This window comes from Paenibacillus nanchangensis, assembly GCF_046543445.1.
GTDB classification, from domain to species: Bacteria; Bacillota; Bacilli; order Paenibacillales; family Paenibacillaceae; genus Paenibacillus_AQ; species Paenibacillus_AQ nanchangensis.
The window spans coordinates 40,045-56,109 of record NZ_JBHOFD010000041.1; the positions used below are offsets into that span (position 1 = coordinate 40,045).

8 protein-coding genes are annotated in these 16,065 nt (G+C 53.8%); 4 read left to right on the plus strand and 4 right to left on the minus strand.

Translation table 11 applies throughout. The annotated features are described in order from the left end of the window. Positions 1–68 precede the first annotated feature (68 nt). Together ACE6ED_RS25410 and ACE6ED_RS25415 are read left to right on the plus strand one after the other, a co-directional pair. On the plus strand, positions 69–854 hold the full coding sequence (locus ACE6ED_RS25410; protein ID WP_410830245.1) for a helix-turn-helix domain-containing protein: 786 nt from the start codon (positions 69–71) through the stop codon (positions 852–854). Positions 855–883: 29 nt separating this feature from the next. Further along, on the plus strand, positions 884–1,549 hold the full coding sequence (locus ACE6ED_RS25415) for a DUF4085 family protein (RefSeq protein WP_410830246.1): 666 nt from the start codon (positions 884–886) through the stop codon (positions 1,547–1,549). An 87-nt stretch (positions 1,550–1,636) separates the two neighbouring features. Here ACE6ED_RS25415 and ACE6ED_RS25420 read toward each other — a convergent pair whose 3' ends face one another. Then, entirely contained in the window at positions 1,637–6,223 is a 4,587-nt protein-coding gene (locus ACE6ED_RS25420) for an InlB B-repeat-containing protein (protein ID WP_410830247.1), read from the minus strand. Positions 6,224–6,585: 362 nt separating this feature from the next. On the opposite strand from ACE6ED_RS25420, the gene pdxK reads away from it, so the two are divergent. Beyond that, a complete protein-coding gene (gene pdxK / locus ACE6ED_RS25425; protein WP_410830248.1) occupies positions 6,586–7,398 on the plus strand; it encodes a pyridoxine/pyridoxal/pyridoxamine kinase in 813 nt (270 codons plus the stop codon). Between the two features lie 272 nt (positions 7,399–7,670). On the opposite strand, the gene ACE6ED_RS25430 is transcribed toward pdxK, so the two are convergent. Continuing rightward, positions 7,671–11,324, minus strand: coding sequence for a M14 family metallopeptidase (locus tag ACE6ED_RS25430; RefSeq protein WP_410830249.1), 3,654 nt, complete (start codon positions 11,322–11,324; stop codon positions 7,671–7,673). 382 nt (positions 11,325–11,706) lie between these two features. Continuing rightward, a complete protein-coding gene (locus tag ACE6ED_RS25435) occupies positions 11,707–13,401 on the minus strand; it encodes a glycoside hydrolase family 13 protein (RefSeq protein WP_410830252.1) in 1,695 nt (564 codons plus the stop codon). A gap of 284 nt (positions 13,402–13,685) precedes the next feature. Between ACE6ED_RS25435 and ACE6ED_RS25440 the strand changes: the two genes are divergently transcribed. Then, complete coding sequence (locus tag ACE6ED_RS25440; protein ID WP_410830250.1) at positions 13,686–14,681, plus strand: LacI family DNA-binding transcriptional regulator; 996 nt, start codon at positions 13,686–13,688, stop codon at positions 14,679–14,681. A gap of 106 nt (positions 14,682–14,787) precedes the next feature. Here the strand turns inward: ACE6ED_RS25440 and ACE6ED_RS25445 are convergent, their stop codons facing one another. Continuing rightward, positions 14,788–15,684, minus strand: coding sequence for a glycoside hydrolase family 43 protein (locus ACE6ED_RS25445; RefSeq protein WP_410830251.1), 897 nt, complete (start codon positions 15,682–15,684; stop codon positions 14,788–14,790). Between the last annotated feature and the right edge of the window lie 381 nt (positions 15,685–16,065).

Sequence of the window (16,065 nt, forward strand, 5' to 3'; positions counted from 1 at the left end):
CTGGCAGGGCGGGTTCACCCGAAGATCCAAATCTATCTTTTATAAAACGGTTAAAAGGAGAACATCACATGTCGTTTGGAGAGAAGCTGCTAAAGCTGCGCAAAGAAAAAGGGTATTCGCAAGAGGCGCTGGCCGAAAGGCTGAACACAACCCGGCAGGCCGTCAGCAAGTGGGAGAACGGACAGGGTTACCCGGAAACAGAAAAGCTGTTAATGATCGGCACCATTTTTGAAGTATCCATGGACTATTTATTGAAGGATTCGGGAGAACCCCACCTGACGGAGGAGCAGGGATATTATGTGAGCAAGGAAATGGCCGAGGGCTTTCTGCTGAACCAGCGCAGGCTATCTAAAACCTTTTCGCTTTCGTTCAGCCTGTTCATCCTGTCCACCGTGCCTTATCTGGTGTTCAAGGACCCGGCGGTATACGCCTTTCTGATTATTGTGATCGCCGCGCTTGGGGTCGTTGCTTTTGTGGCGGCCGTATCCGGCCATGATGAACGGTACAAACCGCTGACGAAAGAAACGCTGCTGCTGGACCACACTTATCTAAAAGAACTTGCCTCCCGGTACGCCACGCTGAAAAAACGCTACACCGCTGTCAGCGGCGCCGGAGTTTGCCTGATTGCCATTGGAGGACTTGCTTTTCTGCTCGAACGCAAGGAGATCGCTCAGGGGGCTCTGGTGCCTTATTATCCGGTATGCGTCGTTATGATCGCGCTCGGGATGTATATAGTGATCCGCACGCTGACGGTGCTGGAAGGCTATAATCTTTTGGTGAATAATCACGAGTATGTCAACAAGTGGAGCCACCGGCTCAAACGGAAAATGAAACAGAAGTTCGATTCGCTGTGAGACGGTCAGAGTGGGACGGTGGAGGATTTATGAAACATATTTACACTAAGGCATGGTATAGGGAAATGCAGGTGGCGGGGTATCTGGTGTTTCACGAGACGCGGGCGGATTGGGAAGAGAATCTTGCCTGGTACAAATCGGAAGGCAGAGATTATTGGGCAGACGCCCGAAGCAACCTGGAGTACTACAAAAACGACCTGCTGGAGTTTTTGCCCGAACCGTTTCATCCGTATATTTATGACGGGTCGCTCGGAGTGCAATTCCCTTCCCCTGAGCTTCGCGCTATGGCGGGACAGTGGAGACAAGAATATGAGGATCGCAACCGGCGGCAGATGGCAGCCTACCGGGCCAACTTTCTGTCGATCCGGGATACCCTTCCCGCCACGGTTGTTCAGCTATGCGACCGGCCGCCGCACGATGTGAAGGTCGTATCCTTTCATCCGCCGAAGGACGGAGAGTTCTCAATGATCCTGGATGGGAGCGGTAATCTGCATCCTTTTGCCTCACCGGTTGCAAAACTTACGTTTACCGGTGTCAGTTCATGGGAAGCGGCGGATTTGCACGAAGGCAGCATCTGGATTTACAGTGAGGTTTATGCCAAGGAGAAGGGACGGTTTGAACTGCACATCTTAATGGATGGTCCTTTAGGCGAGCTGACGGTTACGGCGGAAGGCCTGGACATTGAGAATCTATAGCGGGAGTAACAATCCCGGCTGGAGCCATGCAAAAAGCCTTTGACCCGACAGCGCCTGGCTGTGAGTCAAAGGCTTCTTCAACATGTTTTATTCTGGGGTATTGCTGCCCTCAATCAGGGTTTCGGCGTCCCCAAGCTTGGCGTAGAAGTGGTCTTTCGACGCTTCCTCGATTTCAGCATACGCCCAGTGGGCGGCTGTCACATCGGACCAGCTGGATTGTGCCGTCCCGTTCAGCGGTCCTCTGCCGAACAGGCGGTTTGCGATTTTCACGCTTTCGGCGCGCGTCAGGTTACCGCCTGCTTTAAAGCTTCCGTCCGCGTACCCCTCAAAAAATCCGGCTTTTGTTGCGGCTTCGATGGCGGAGGCGGCCCAGTGTGCCGTTTCCACATCGTTGAACCCGGAGGAATTGTCCGGAGACAACGCTAAACCTTTGTACCTTGCCGTAATGACGGCCATTTCCGCCCTGGTAAGCTGGGCTTCCGGGTAGAACTTGCCTTGCTTGTCTCCAACCATCAATCCATGTTCCTTAACAAAAGCAATGGCGCCAGCCGCCCAATGCGAGGCTTGTACATCAGCATAAGGAGACGTAATTCCCGCATCCTCGGCAAATCCGAGATTTCGCGCCAGAATAGCCGCCATCTGGGCGCGGGTAACTGCCGCATCCGGACGGAACGTCTTGTCCGTAAAGCCCTTCATGTAAGCGGAGTGGTGCTGGCTGCGCCAGCCCTCCATGTTCAGCACGGTAAAGGTGCTGAATTTGTTGACGCCAAATTGCAATCCGGGCATGCCGGACTTGTATTCAACGACCTGAGGCTGCACCAGCTGTTTTTCACCGTCGCTGTGCTCGATATAAATGATCAGATCGTTCAGGAAATGTTCCCGTTCTTTCAGGTCTTGCGGCAGTACTACATCACGCATCGGCAGGACCAGCGTTACCGGTCTGCTTTGCATGTTCGTTTCAATCGTCATCGGTCTGGCTACAACGTTAACCGCTTGGCCTTGAGCCGCTGCCTGTACGAGCTCCTCCACGCGTGCCCGTGCTTCAACTTCCCTGCGTTCCCCTTCCTTTTTAATCGGAACAAGGCGGAAATACAGATCGTTCATGAAACCCTGAATCGACGCGTGCGGAATTTGCACCCGGACATTCTCCGTGTAGATTTCAAGGTTGGCACTGGAAGCAGCCATCTGCCGCATTGCATCGGCAGGAATGTTCATCGTAACCTGCGTCACTTCGTCCTTGGCATCAGGAATGACGACCCGTACCTCGGACTCCCGCATTGCGCCAATCGCTTGGCGCGCTCTTTCGGTTGTCAGTGTAACTTCGTCGCGTACTCCGCCCCCTGCTTCTCTAGTGCGAGTAATCGGAGTTAAAGACACGACGGAACCGTTATTTACGCCACCGGTTTCAACCTGAACCGTAATTTCTTCGGTGGTTGCCGCAGGTGTTGCTGCCGGAGTACCGCCCGGCTCACTTCCTCCATCATTCGCCTCAGCGCTCGGCGCTGGTGCCGGCGCCGGGTCGGCTGACGGCGTTGGTGCCGGATCGGCCGACGGCGTTGGCGCCGGGTCGGCTGACGGTGTTGGCGTCGGATCGGCCGACGGCGTTGGCGCCGGATCGGCCGACGGCGTTGGCGTCGGATCTGCCGACGGTGTTGGCGTCGGATCTGCCGACGGTGTTGGTGCCGGATCTGCCGACGGTGTTGGTGCCGGGTCGGACGACGGTGTCGGTGTCGGGTCGGACGACGGTGTTGGCGCCGGGTCGGACGACGGCGTTGGCGCCGGGTCGGACGACGGCGTTGGCACTGGATCTGCCGACGGTGTCGGTGTCGGATTGGCCGACGGCGTTGGCGTCGGGTCGGACGACGGCGTTGGCGTCGGATCGGACGACGGTGTCGGTGGCGGATCGGACGACGGTGTCGGTGTCGGTGCCGGTACCCACTCCGCATACAATGTCACATCCGCATTTCCCATCGGGAAAACCGCACCGGCCGCGTAACCCGTGCCGCTTCCGTCCGCTTCGGTGTTCCAGCCTGCGAACGTGTAGCCGGTTTTGCTTAAGCTGCCGATGTTCGCCTGCACCGCTACATCCATACCCTGCTCATATTCGTTAGAATCGCTCGGCACAACGCCGCTGGTGTGTCCGTTCCCGTCATACTGAACCGTATAGGCCGGGTTCTTCGTCCACCGGGCGTACAGCGTCACATTCGCGCTTCCCATCGGGAAAATCGCGCCTGCAGCATAACCCGTGCCGCTTCCGTCCGCTTCGGTGTTCCAGCCTGCGAAGGTGTAGCCCGTTTTTGCCAAGCTGCCTGTGTTGCCCTGCACCGTTACGTCGGTATTTTGCTCATATTCATTGGTATCGCTTGGCACTTGGCCGCTCGTGTGTCCGTTACCGTTATATTGCACCGTATACGTTGGATTTTTGGTCCACCACGCATACAAGGTGAGATTCTCGCCGCCCATCTGAAAAATCCCATGGGCCGGCATATAGGCCCCGCTTCCATCGGGTTTTGTATTCCAGCCCACGAAGGTGTAGCCGGTTTTCGCCAGATTGCCCGTATTAGACAATACGGTTACGCGGGCTCCACGCTCATATTCATTGGGGTCAACCGGTTCACTGCCGGACGTATAGCCGTTTCCGTCGTACCGGACCGTATACGTTGGATTTTTGGTCCATTCGGCGTACAGCGTCAGATTCGCTCCGCCCATCGGGAACACTACCCCGCTTACGTAACTTGTGCCGCTCCCGTCCGCTTCGGTGTTCCAGCCTGCGAACGTGTAGCCGGTTTTCGCCAAACCGCCTGGGTTGCCCGGCACCGTTACATCGGTGTTTTGCTCATATTCATTCGAATCAATCGGCACATTGCCGCTCGAGTGTCCGTTTCCGTCATATTGAACCGTGTACACCGGATTTTTTGTCCACTGGGCGTACAGCGTCAAATTCGCACCGCCCATCGGGAACATCGCTCCCGTCACGTAACTTGTACCGCTTCCGTCCGCTTCGGTATTCCAGCCTGCAAACGTGTAGCCGGTTTTTGCTAAGCTGCCCGGGTTGCCCTGCACGGTTACATTGGTGTTTTGCTCATATTCATTCGAGTCGACCGGCACATCGCCGCTTGTGCGTCCGTTCCCGTCATATTGAACCGTATAGGTCGGTTTTTTTGCCCACTGGGCATACAGCAGCACATCCGCGCTGCCCATTTGGAAAATCGCATGGGCCGGATAATATTCCCCGCTCCCGTCCGTCTGCGTGTTCCAGCCCGTGAAGGTGTAGCCTGTTTTGGCCAAGCCGCCTGTATTGCCTTGAACGGTGACATCGTTCCCTTGTTTATAGCTGTCCGGATCGGTAGGTGCACTACCAGCCGTATGTCCATTGCCGTCATACAAAATCTTGTAGCTGGCATCCGGTTTCCAGTTCGCATACAGCGTGACATTTGCGTTACCCATAACAAGCTGGTCCCACGCCGCATAGTTTGTTCCGCTTCCGTCCGCTTCGGTATTCCAGCCATTGAAGGTGTAGCCTGTTTTTTCGAGCTCAAATATATTATCGCGTACGTAAGCCATAGCCCCCGTTTCGTAGTCGGCCGGATCAACCGGCACCGACCCGCCCGTATGACCGTTGCCATTATACATGACCACATATTTTTCATGGGTAGTCACTACGGAAACCGCGTTGGCCAGCATTCCCTGCGGGCTGTTGAAGCCTGGTCCAAACCCTACATCGGTTGACGAAGCATCTCTACGATTTCCTGTGACAGGATCGATAGCGACCAGACGGTTATTCTCATAATCCGCCACAAAAATCTCGCCGTTCCCGCCGATCGTCAGCGCGTTACGTCTGCCCATTTCAGGTCCTTCACCCAAGCCGATACCGCTGATTGGCGTGCGGTTTCCTGTTGCGGGATCAATCCGGAACGCATATACACTTTCGTTTGGCGTCAGAACAATATAGGATCCGTCGGCTGCTTTTGCAATGCCGGAAAATCCGTAAGGGAACGGTCCCGTCCCTTTTGTATTTGTCGAGACTTCCGTCCGCTCCATCGTCGTTGGATTGAGCTTAAAGACGCCTTTGCTCATTGTGGCATAAATAATACTGCCGTCCGATTCCCCGATACAGCCCCATACCGTAGCAAAAGGAGCCCCGCTGCCCACACTGCCGCTGGCAATCGTCGTCCGGTCGCCGGTCCCGGCTTGAATCCGGAGAATTGAAAACCCGGTGCATGCAATAATATCCCCGTTGCTCATGGGGACAAGCGACGTGATACTGGCGAGACTTGGTCCCGTTCCAACATTGCCGCCCGACACAACCGTCCGGTCGCCCGTATCGGGGTCTACCCGGTAAATCACGGAAGCCGGCCGGTATTGTCCGGCCAAAATCGTGCCTCCTGGCTCCATGGCAACCGCCATCGGCTCGGACATCATTGCCGATCCGCCGCCTCTGCCCGGGTAACCGCCTCCCGACAGCAAATCGCGTTTCCCTGTCGTTAAATCGACAATATACAATGAATCTCCTTCATAATTGGATACCACCGTTTTCATCGGGTCCGTGGCGGCTTCCGCACGGGAAATCGGCCCCAGATTGGAAAAGGGCGTGATCACCAGCAGGAAAGACAGCAGCAGAATAAGCCGTCTTTTTAATGCGCTGTTCATCCGGCCATTAGAAACATGTGTCAAGGTCTGCGCACCCCTCTTGTATAAGACTTCCGCAAGCTTATTCCTCCCGCCACTCAAAGTTGTCTGACTTTTAAATATATCGACGAACCCGGCTCCGATGTTTACATTTTCATCAAACAACGAGGGTCTTTTCGACTATAAATTCGACAAAATTCACTAAAAGAACCTGCGTATATGAGAATGATTTACAGGACTGAGATAGAAATACCATTCTGAATCCAAGGTTTAACAGTTTCATAGTTTTCCTTTTTGAAGACCCAACACTTCCGCTTAAGAAGTTGACCCGCTGCGTCCGGTTTTCTGGTATAATCGATTGAAAAATGTCATGATGTTAAATTTAGAGTAAAGAAGGGGTAATTACTGTGTCCAAAGTCATCAAAACCTTAACGATTGCCGGCAGTGATTCCAGCGGCGGCGCAGGAATTCAAGCCGATCTCAAAACCTTCCAGGAATACGGCACCTACGGCTTCAGCGCCTTGACCACCATCGTTACGATGGACCCGGACAACGGCTGGCATCATAAAGTGTACCCGGTTGACGCCTCCCTGGTTGCCGAACAGCTTAAGACGGTATTCGCCGGCGGTCCGGTTGACGCAATGAAGACAGGTATGCTGGGCAGCGTCGAGATTGTGCGTGTGGCGGAACAATCCATTAAGGCCAATCACCAAAATAATGTTGTAATTGACCCGGTTATGGTCTGCAAAGGCGAAGATGAAGTGCTGAACCCGGAGAGCGCGGACGCGATTCGCGACCTGCTGCTGCCGCTGGCGACCGTCGTCACCCCGAACTTGTTTGAGGCAGGCGTGCTGTCGGGACTCGGACGGCTGACTTCGATCGAAGATTTGAAGGAAGCGGCCAAACGGATTCACGCGCTGGGCGCACAAAATGTTGTGGTCAAAGGCGGTAAAGCGCTGGAAGGCGGCAAGGCGGTTGACGTCTTCTATGACGGCAGCGAATTTACGGTGCTGGAGAGCGACAAAATCGAACCCGCCTACAACCACGGCGCAGGCTGCACTTTCGCGGCGGCAATCACCGGCGGTTTGGCCAATGGTCTGAGCGTAGCCGAAGCCGTTGCTAAAGCGAAGGATTTTGTCTCCGCGGCGATCCGCAGCGGATATCAATTTAATGAATATGTAGGTCCGGTCTTTCATGGAGGCTACCGGCTCCAAGGCTAAGGGCTGATGGCTGGCTTTGCCGGCATAAGCCGTGGGCTTGGCGGTTGGCGAGGGCCAACTCCCCTTTCTGCTGGTGCAGCAGGACAAGCTGCGATTACTGCAGGACAAGCCTATACGCTACAGACAGACTGCCGGGAATAAGCCGGCAGTCTGTTTTTATATGCCGGCGGCTAACCCCGCCGGCAATGGCAAGGCAAAAAGGATGCCCAGGCTGACGACAGCGCTGGGCATCCTTTTTGGGCTGCCGCCGGAACCCGTCCGGCGGCAGTTTTTTATTTGTTGATTAATTTGCTGATGATCACGGCGGCTTGTGCACGGTTGGCAATGCCTTTCGGCGCGAATGTGCCATTTGTCATGCCGTTGATAATACCTTCCTGTGTCAGAAGCGCCACAGCCGGTTTGGCATAGTTCGCGATGCTGCCGTTGTCTTTGAACTTGGCGAGGGAAGATGCCGGAGCATCGGAGGCCCCCTCATATTTTTTCAATGTGTTTGAAGCGATAATGGCCATTTCCTCGCGGGTAATTTCGCGGGACGGCTCAAACTTGCCGTTGCCTGTACCCCGGATCAGTCCTGCCTCTACAGCGGCTGCAACATACGGTTGGGCCCAGCTGTTCGGAGCCACATCAGTAAACGTAGCGGCAGCGTTGGTACCCTGGATGTTATAGGCGCGAACAATCATTGCGATAAATTCAGCGCGGGTTACTTCTTTGAGCGGCTCAAATTTGCCGTTGCCTGTGCCGTTGATAATGCCTTTAGCTGCAAGCTCTTGGATTGCTGCCTGAGCCCATCCAACGCGGCCAAGGTCGCTAAAGTTTACAACCGGCTGCGGAGCGGTTGTTGCGCCAGGTGCTGCCGTTGGTGCCGCAGTTGCCGTCGGTGCAGCGGTTGCCGACGGAGACGGCGTTACCGTGCCGCCAAAGCCGCCTGGAGCCGCATAAGTCGGAGCCGGCGTTGCCGACGGTGCCGCAGTCGGGCTCGGCTCAGCGCTTGGAGAAGCCGAAGGCGTAGGTGTCGCAGTCGGCTCCGGCGTGCCGTCATCCATACCGTCTTCCGCGGTTGCCGCCGGCGAAGCGGCATAAATGGCGTTAGCCAGGAGACGGAACTGGTTTTGCGGATGGTATTTGTTCAACAGATCGTTAGCAAACACCGTTACGTTGACTTTGTCCGTTTTGTACTGGAAGGCCAGCACTTTACCTTGGGCGTCGGCGTTGTTCGGCCACCAGCCCGCTTTAAAAAAGTCGTCGCCTGTGCCGTATTTGGCCAGCACGGTTGCTCCTTCAGGAACAGCGGTGATATAAGCCGCCGAAACGGTGTAGAGATATTCGCTTGCTTCATAAGGCGCCGTGATAACATTGTCCTGCGCAATTTCCGCTTTGAACAGGCCTTCATGGGCATCAGCTTTACCGCCCGCGTTCAGCGGATTGGAGTAATCCAGTCCAGGCAGAACGTTTAGACTCTTGACTCTGTTGAGCATTGTTCGGCCATAGCTGACAAACGGTTTGCCTTCGGCAATCAGATTTTGCCCCAAATTCACAAGCACATCTGCGGACTTCGCATCATTAATCACATTGAAGCCCAGATCCCGTACGATGTAATAAGACGCATCAGCCGGGATTCCCACTGCCAGCGGCTTCAGCAGTTTGCCGGTTTTGTCGCCGTCTGCCGGGAATGGAGCCAGGTCCAGCAGATATTTCGAAGCAACGGTGGCCAAATTCACTTTGGATACAAGGAAGCTGCCTTTTTCGTATCCTGTGCCGCCGTTATCCAGCAGTGTGACCGCTTTTTTGTTCTTCAGCAGCTCGTTCACCGCTTTGATCGCGTCGTTATTCGTATTTTTGATTACATAATGAGAAGCGTCCGCATAGCTGCCCAGATCTGTAGCAGGAATGGTTACGGAAGCGACCGGTGCAGTTGCACCCGCAAAAACATCCGCCGTACGGACAACATACTTGTTGAATCCGCGCAAATCAGGGAAGTTCTGCACGGTATCGGAGTACATCTCATTGAAATCGGAGACGTCAAAACCATCGTACAGCACCAGATTCGCCAGTCCCCGTTTGGCCTGATGCATATTTACAACATAAGTGCCAGCCGGATACGTAACCGATCCAGAAGTCACAGTGCCCGTTGTCTGCTCAACTTTAACGCCGTTGCGGAGCAGGTACTGCACCATTTTCAGTGTTTCAAGTTTGTTTTTCTGCAGTCCGCCGTCAACAGGCAGCACATAATATTCCGGGAAAAAGTTTTCGTTGCCGCCGCGCGGTCTGCCGATCGATTCATCGTTTGCGTTAACCAGATATTGATCGACATTCCGGTTGTCTTCGTTATTCAGTCCACGTTTGTACACTTCAAGCTGATTTTTGAACAGCTCGTTTTTGTGCTCGGTAACATAGGTGGTTGCACCCAAAATAGCATAATACATAGCGTCCAAAGATTCCTCATTCAGGTCAGGCACCTCAATGGTGTGGCCCAATGCGCCGTGGTGCATTGCAAATACGGCGGTGTAAGCAGGAGAAGCATCATCCCAGCCGCTGGTGTAGAAGCCAGGGTCTACTTCCTGTCCTGCAGCAGCTTTTTTCTGTGCTTCATACGGGATATGGTATTTGTCATAATCCGTATTGGCGATTCCCGCCCGGCCCATGGCATTGGCCTGTTCCAACATACTGTCGATCAGCAGATCATATTCGAAGTTCGGATCATGCGGCGGCGTACATGGCTCGATCAGGAAGCTGTCCACAAAACCATGCAGGTCGAGGAACGACAGCGGCGACCACTTGGCGATTTGCGCGGTGATGGCCTGTGTCTCCGGCTGAGTCTGATACGAGTTATCGCGGTTCGGGTCAAGCAGCGTTGACGTAGCGCGCGTATTCAGCGCCCGGCCGTCCGGATTTTCCACATAATCCAGCAGGAAAATGACATGCTCCAGTGCATCGTCAATATCCAGCGTGACGGTTTGAGGATTTCCTTGAGCATCGGTCGTTTGATAAGTGACCGCTTTCTCCGTCATCAACGTCTCATAGAATTTAATGATCGCATCCACGCCGTTTGCTTCATCCGCATGGATATTGTTGAGCCAAATCGGCACTTTATAGTCGCCGGCTTTGCCTTCGTCGATCAGTTTCTGCAGCTCGGCAGGATTGTTCAGCATCATCGGTACCGTTTTGTTCAGGTACTGATCTACGGAAGCTTCGTCTTTGGCAACGACGGAAAAGTGAATCGCCCGTCCTTGCGTGGATGTGCCGATTTGCTCGTAGCTGGTATAACGTTTGTATTTGTTCAGTTTCGTCAATTCATCAATCGCCGGCTTGATTTCATCATATGTATGATAGCTGTCATAGCCGTTCAGCTTGACTCTCTGGATGGCGATCGCCTCGCCGGTCTTCAGGGAAGCCTTCAACTCATATTCGCCGATCAGCTTCACATATTCGGAGCGGACGCCCGACAAGGACAAGTCAGTTACGCCTTCCGGATACGAATTATTGACAAATGGGAGGTCGAAGGTAACCAGCGCTTTAGCCGTACCTTCTGCCGATTCGCCGTAGTTTACGGCTACAAAAGGAGTTTCGGTATAAGCTCTTTTGCTCGCGCTGTACTTCTTCCACTCGGATACCGGTTTGGTTTCTTCCGCATTCCGGCCGAATGTCCAAACCAGATCTTCCGCCTTGACGCCTTCAGGCAAGTCAAATTCCAGCTTTGCCGTCCGGATTTCGGACATGGAAGCTTTATAAACGTCTTCAAATACGGTGACCTTGTAGGTAGACTCGCTGACCGTCGGCGATGCCGCGGGTTCGCTTGCCGCGGATTCGCTTGCAGCAGGCGCGGCGGGTTGAACTGCAGTTGCGCTGTCTTCCGCGTACACCGCGGGCAATACGCCCGACATCATAATGGAGAACGCTAGAAGTAGAGATAAAATACGTTTGGACATGAGTACCTCCTTGATTGATAAAATGTGTGAGTCTGAATACGCCATTTGCAACATGCATCCGAACGGGAGATTCGGATGTTTATACATGACATATCATTTTTATTCACTCGAGATACTATATTAGCTTATTTTTTTCAAAAGAGAAATAGTTTCATAGAAAAAATACCTGACATGGCGCAGACTTTGGCCAAGCTCCCTATTTAACTGGATATGCATGACAAAAATATTTGGAAGACAAATACATATATATGCATACATTTGCAATTTAGACTTTTCTGCTTACACTAAAAAAAGACGCCCTTGACGGACGCCTCTGCTGATAAACCTGATGCATTATTCCTACTATTATTTACACCGTTGCTAGTTACGCCTCTGCGGCGAATTACCGTGTGCTGACCGACAGCACTCTGCTGAGCAAATACACCCGGCTTTCGTATGGAGCCAGCTTGGCTTCCCGCTCAAGCTCTGTTTCCTGGTTGTTGGTCCCGCTGTGAAGCAGCAGCTCCGCGGATTCAAACCGGACGGTTGAAGGCAGCTTGAAATCGGCAGGTTCGCCTGTCAGATTGACAATAACCAGCATCGCTTTGTCGTCCAGCGTACGGGTATACGCATACACCTGTTTGTCGTCCGGAAGAAGCAGCTCGTACGAGCCGTAAACGGCCGCCAAATGCTCTGCTCTAAGAGCAATCAGCCGTTTGTAATGATGGTACACGGAATCGGGATCGTTTACGGCACGTTCGACGTTGATCTCCGGGTAGTTCGGGTTAACCTTCATCCACGGCCGGCCGGAGGTGAATCCGGCGTTGGCGCTTCCGTCCCACTGCATCGGCGTCCGGGAATTATCGCGCCCGTTTTTCCAGATCACCTTCATGATATCTTCGTGACTGACACCTGCTTCCCGCTCCATCCGATACAGGTTTTTCATGGCCACATCGTCATAGTCGTCAATGGAATCGAACGCTACATTCGTCATGCCAATCTCCTGGCCCTGATAAATAAACGGTGTTCCCTGCATTAAAAAATACATCGTAGCCAGCGCCTTGGCGGATTCCACCCGGTATTCCGCATCATTCCCCCAGGTGGAAACGGAGCGGGGCTGATCGTGATTTTCGATAAACAGCGCATTCCATCCTTTTCCGTCCAGCGCTTTCTGCCAGCGGGTAAGCACCTTTTTGAGCCGGGGAATGTCGAGTCCTCCGTCCAGGCTTTTGCGCCACAGCGCCATATGTTCAAACTGGAAAATCATATCAAACTTGCCATGCTCCGGTCCAACCCAAAGCGCCGCCTGCTCGGCGGTGACGCCGCTTGCTTCGCCGACCGTCATGATATCGTACCGGGAGAACGTCGCCTGCTTCAGCTCATCCAGCAGCTCGTGGATGCCTTCACGGTTCATATGTCCTTCCCCTGAAGGAACATAAGGCAGGTTTTTCGGGTTTGGCAGCGAAGGGAAACCGGCCACTTTTTTAATATGCGAAATCGCATCGACGCGGAAGCCGTCAATTCCTTTATCCAGCCACCAATTCACCATGCCGTACAGTTTGGAGCGGACTTCGGGGTTCTCCCAGTTCAAATCCGGCTGCCGCTTGGAAAAGACATGCATAAAATACTGCCCGGTCTGCTCGTCATATTCCCAGGCCGAACCGCCGAAAATGCTCTCCCAGTTGTTGGGCTCCGCTCCGTCCTTGCCGTCGCGCCAGATATAGTAGTCCCGCTTGGGCGAATCTTTGGATGCGCGGGATTCGATAAACCACGGATGTTCATCCGATGTATGGTTGATCACCAGGTCCAGGATCAGCTTCATTCCCCGGGCATGAACCTCAGACAGCAGCTGGTCAAAGTCCGCCATCGTGCCGAACTCCTCCATAATATCCTGGTAGTCCGAAATATCGTAACCGTTATCATCATTTGGCGAACGATAGATTGGGCAAATCCAGATGACCTGAATGCCAAGATCCTTCAAATAATCGAGCCGGGAAGTCACTCCCCGCAGATCGCCGATTCCGTCGCCATCGCTGTCCTGGAAGCTGCGCGGATAAATCTGATACGCAACCGCCTCTTTCCACCATCTTCTCTCCATGCTGTACATGATGCACCCCTCATTCCATGCCAGGAAAATATTTTCCTGTATGATTTCATTTTTTCTGGTTTTTGTTACAAAAACAGCCTAATTTCAGTATAATAATAGATAAACACACTGGATTTCAGGAAAACAAGTTTCCTTAGGTTCATTATAGGATTGTATATTTTCCCGGTCAATCCTTTTCTGACATGGCTCACGATCGAAAAACATGCTATCTTGGTTAGTAGAAACCGGGCGTGTATCCTTACTCGCCGTTTATAGAAAGAACGGGTGATCCCAGCTTGAAAGTCACAATTAAAGATATTGCCCGCATGGCGGATGTCTCCATCTCCACCGTGTCCAGAGTCGTGAACGGCAGCAAGCCGGTGAACGAAGACGTCCGGCGGCGCGTGATGGATGTTATGCGGCAGATGAATTACCGGCCGGAGCTGACAGGCCGGGCGGATGAGGCGGAAGGGGCGCCAAGAATCGGATTAATTATGCCCCAGGACGATCATACGGTTTTGTCCGAATTCAGCAAGGGCATCCAGCGGATTGCGGGTTTGTACGGCTATGATGTGCTGTTTGGCCTGACCGACGGGTCCATGGAGCATGAACTGCATTATTTGAATCTGTTTCAAACAATCCGCACACAAGGACTGCTGTTTGTTGGTTCGGCGCTGGGTCCGATGCATCTGGAGCTGCTCGGCCGCTCCGGCCTGCCGTGCGTGCTGGCCGGACAGGAATCCGGCGATGAACGTATCCCTTCCGTGCATGTCGACAACCGGACCGCCTCGTACGAAGCGGTTACTTATCTGCTGCAGCAGGGCCGCCGCGACATCGCCATGCTCCGCGCCGCCGGCACTGGGGGTGTTAGTGAGGAGCGGTATAAAGGCTACGAGGGCGCACTCCAAGACGCAGGGCTTCCGGTTCGTCAGGAACGGATCGCCGCCAGCGGATTTTCGGTGGAAGACGGTATGGCGGCGATGCGCCGCATTCTTGAGCAGGGGCCGCCGCCTGACGCTGTTTTCTGCGCATCGGACGGGATGGCGATTGGCGCCATGAACCACTTAATGGACGCGGGCTTACATGTGCCGGACGATGTCGCAGTTTTCGGCTTCGACAACAGCTCAATGGCCACCGCCGTCCGGCCTCAGCTTTCCTCTGTCGAGTATTCCGCGACGGAGATCGGCATGACAGCCGCCCGGAAGCTCGTCAAACTGATTCGCGGGGAGACCGTATCGCCTATGCATACGAATGTGGCTCACGATCTGAAGATCCGCGGGAGCACAGGGTAGATTGTCTGGCGGTTGGCTGCCCCCCTCCAACTGTACCGCCTTACAGCATCAAAAGCAGGGCCGGTCAGGAAATAATCCTGATCGGCCCTGCTTTTATGACATGAGCCTATGTTCGGCCTGTTACCACTAGCCCCTCCTCCCGTTCTTCTGCTTCCAGAAAAATCGGCCGTTCCATAGGCGTGCGGTTAGGCGCATGCAAAGTCAGCATCAGCCGCCCGTCGAACGTGCGGAACAACATGCCGTGACCGCCATCATCGGAATAAAGCGGACGTTCGCTTTGCTTCCACGGTCCCAGCACCGATCCGCTCTCCGACCAAGCTGCGCCCAAAGCATAGCGGTTGTTCACAAATCCGGCCCACAGCATGTACAGCCGACCGGAATTTCCGGTGTAGAGGAACGGACCGTCCGTAACGTAATTTCGGCCCGGATAACGCGATGACTCGTAAGATGTCGTCCACGGCGCTTGCGAGGCGCGGAACAACAGCTTCGGTTCCTCCACCCTGTGCGTCAGCTCGTGATTCAGGCGCATCGCGCAGATTTCCCCGTCCCGAACCTGCTGCCACTCATGGCAGAACACCATCCAAGGCTCTTTTTGTTCATCCACATACAGCGTACCATCCAGCGAACTCCACGCTTCGGGGGTGACCGGGCCGCTGCTGTGAAGCTTATAGGGGCCTAAAGGTTGAGCGGCAGCCAACACTGCCGTACCAAGCCGGCCGTTATCTTTACGCCGGAAGGTGGCGAACATGAAATATCGTCCTTCGTAAGCGTGCACCTCGGGCGCCCAAAAATTAGTGTCCGAAAAGAAGTCGGGACCAGGCCGAAAAACGGGGATCGGTCCTTCCCAATGAAACAAATCCTTGCTGGTGTAGGCGTCAAATCCCGTGCCGGGTCCCCATATATCCGGATCTGTGCTTCCAAACAGATAATAGATCCCATCGTTCGCATCCGGCAGCACAAACGGATCGCGGATTTGTATCTCCGCGCAGGTTTTAAACCGCATCGTATTTCCCTCCTGCCAGAATAATCGATTATTCTAGAGTCTGTACGCAAACTTACTTCAGCCATAACTTCATCGAAATCAATGACAAAAAAGCCTTGAACATGCTCGCTGTCTTTTCATAGCGGGTTGCCAAGTGGACTCGGACTATGGTTGTATCCATCATCATCTGTTCAAAGTCGGGCGCAATGGTAACGTGCTTCAGGATTTCATCCCAGATTCCCGCCTTTTGTAGCCGCCAGAGAAAATAGGGGTACAAGTTTGCGGACTCAGGATGCGTTATTTGCTGATTATTCCGTGTTTTGGCAAAGTGACGGACTCAGATGCGCCTATTTACGCGGAGAATCCACAGTTTGGATGTTTTCGGTACGAATAACGGATCTG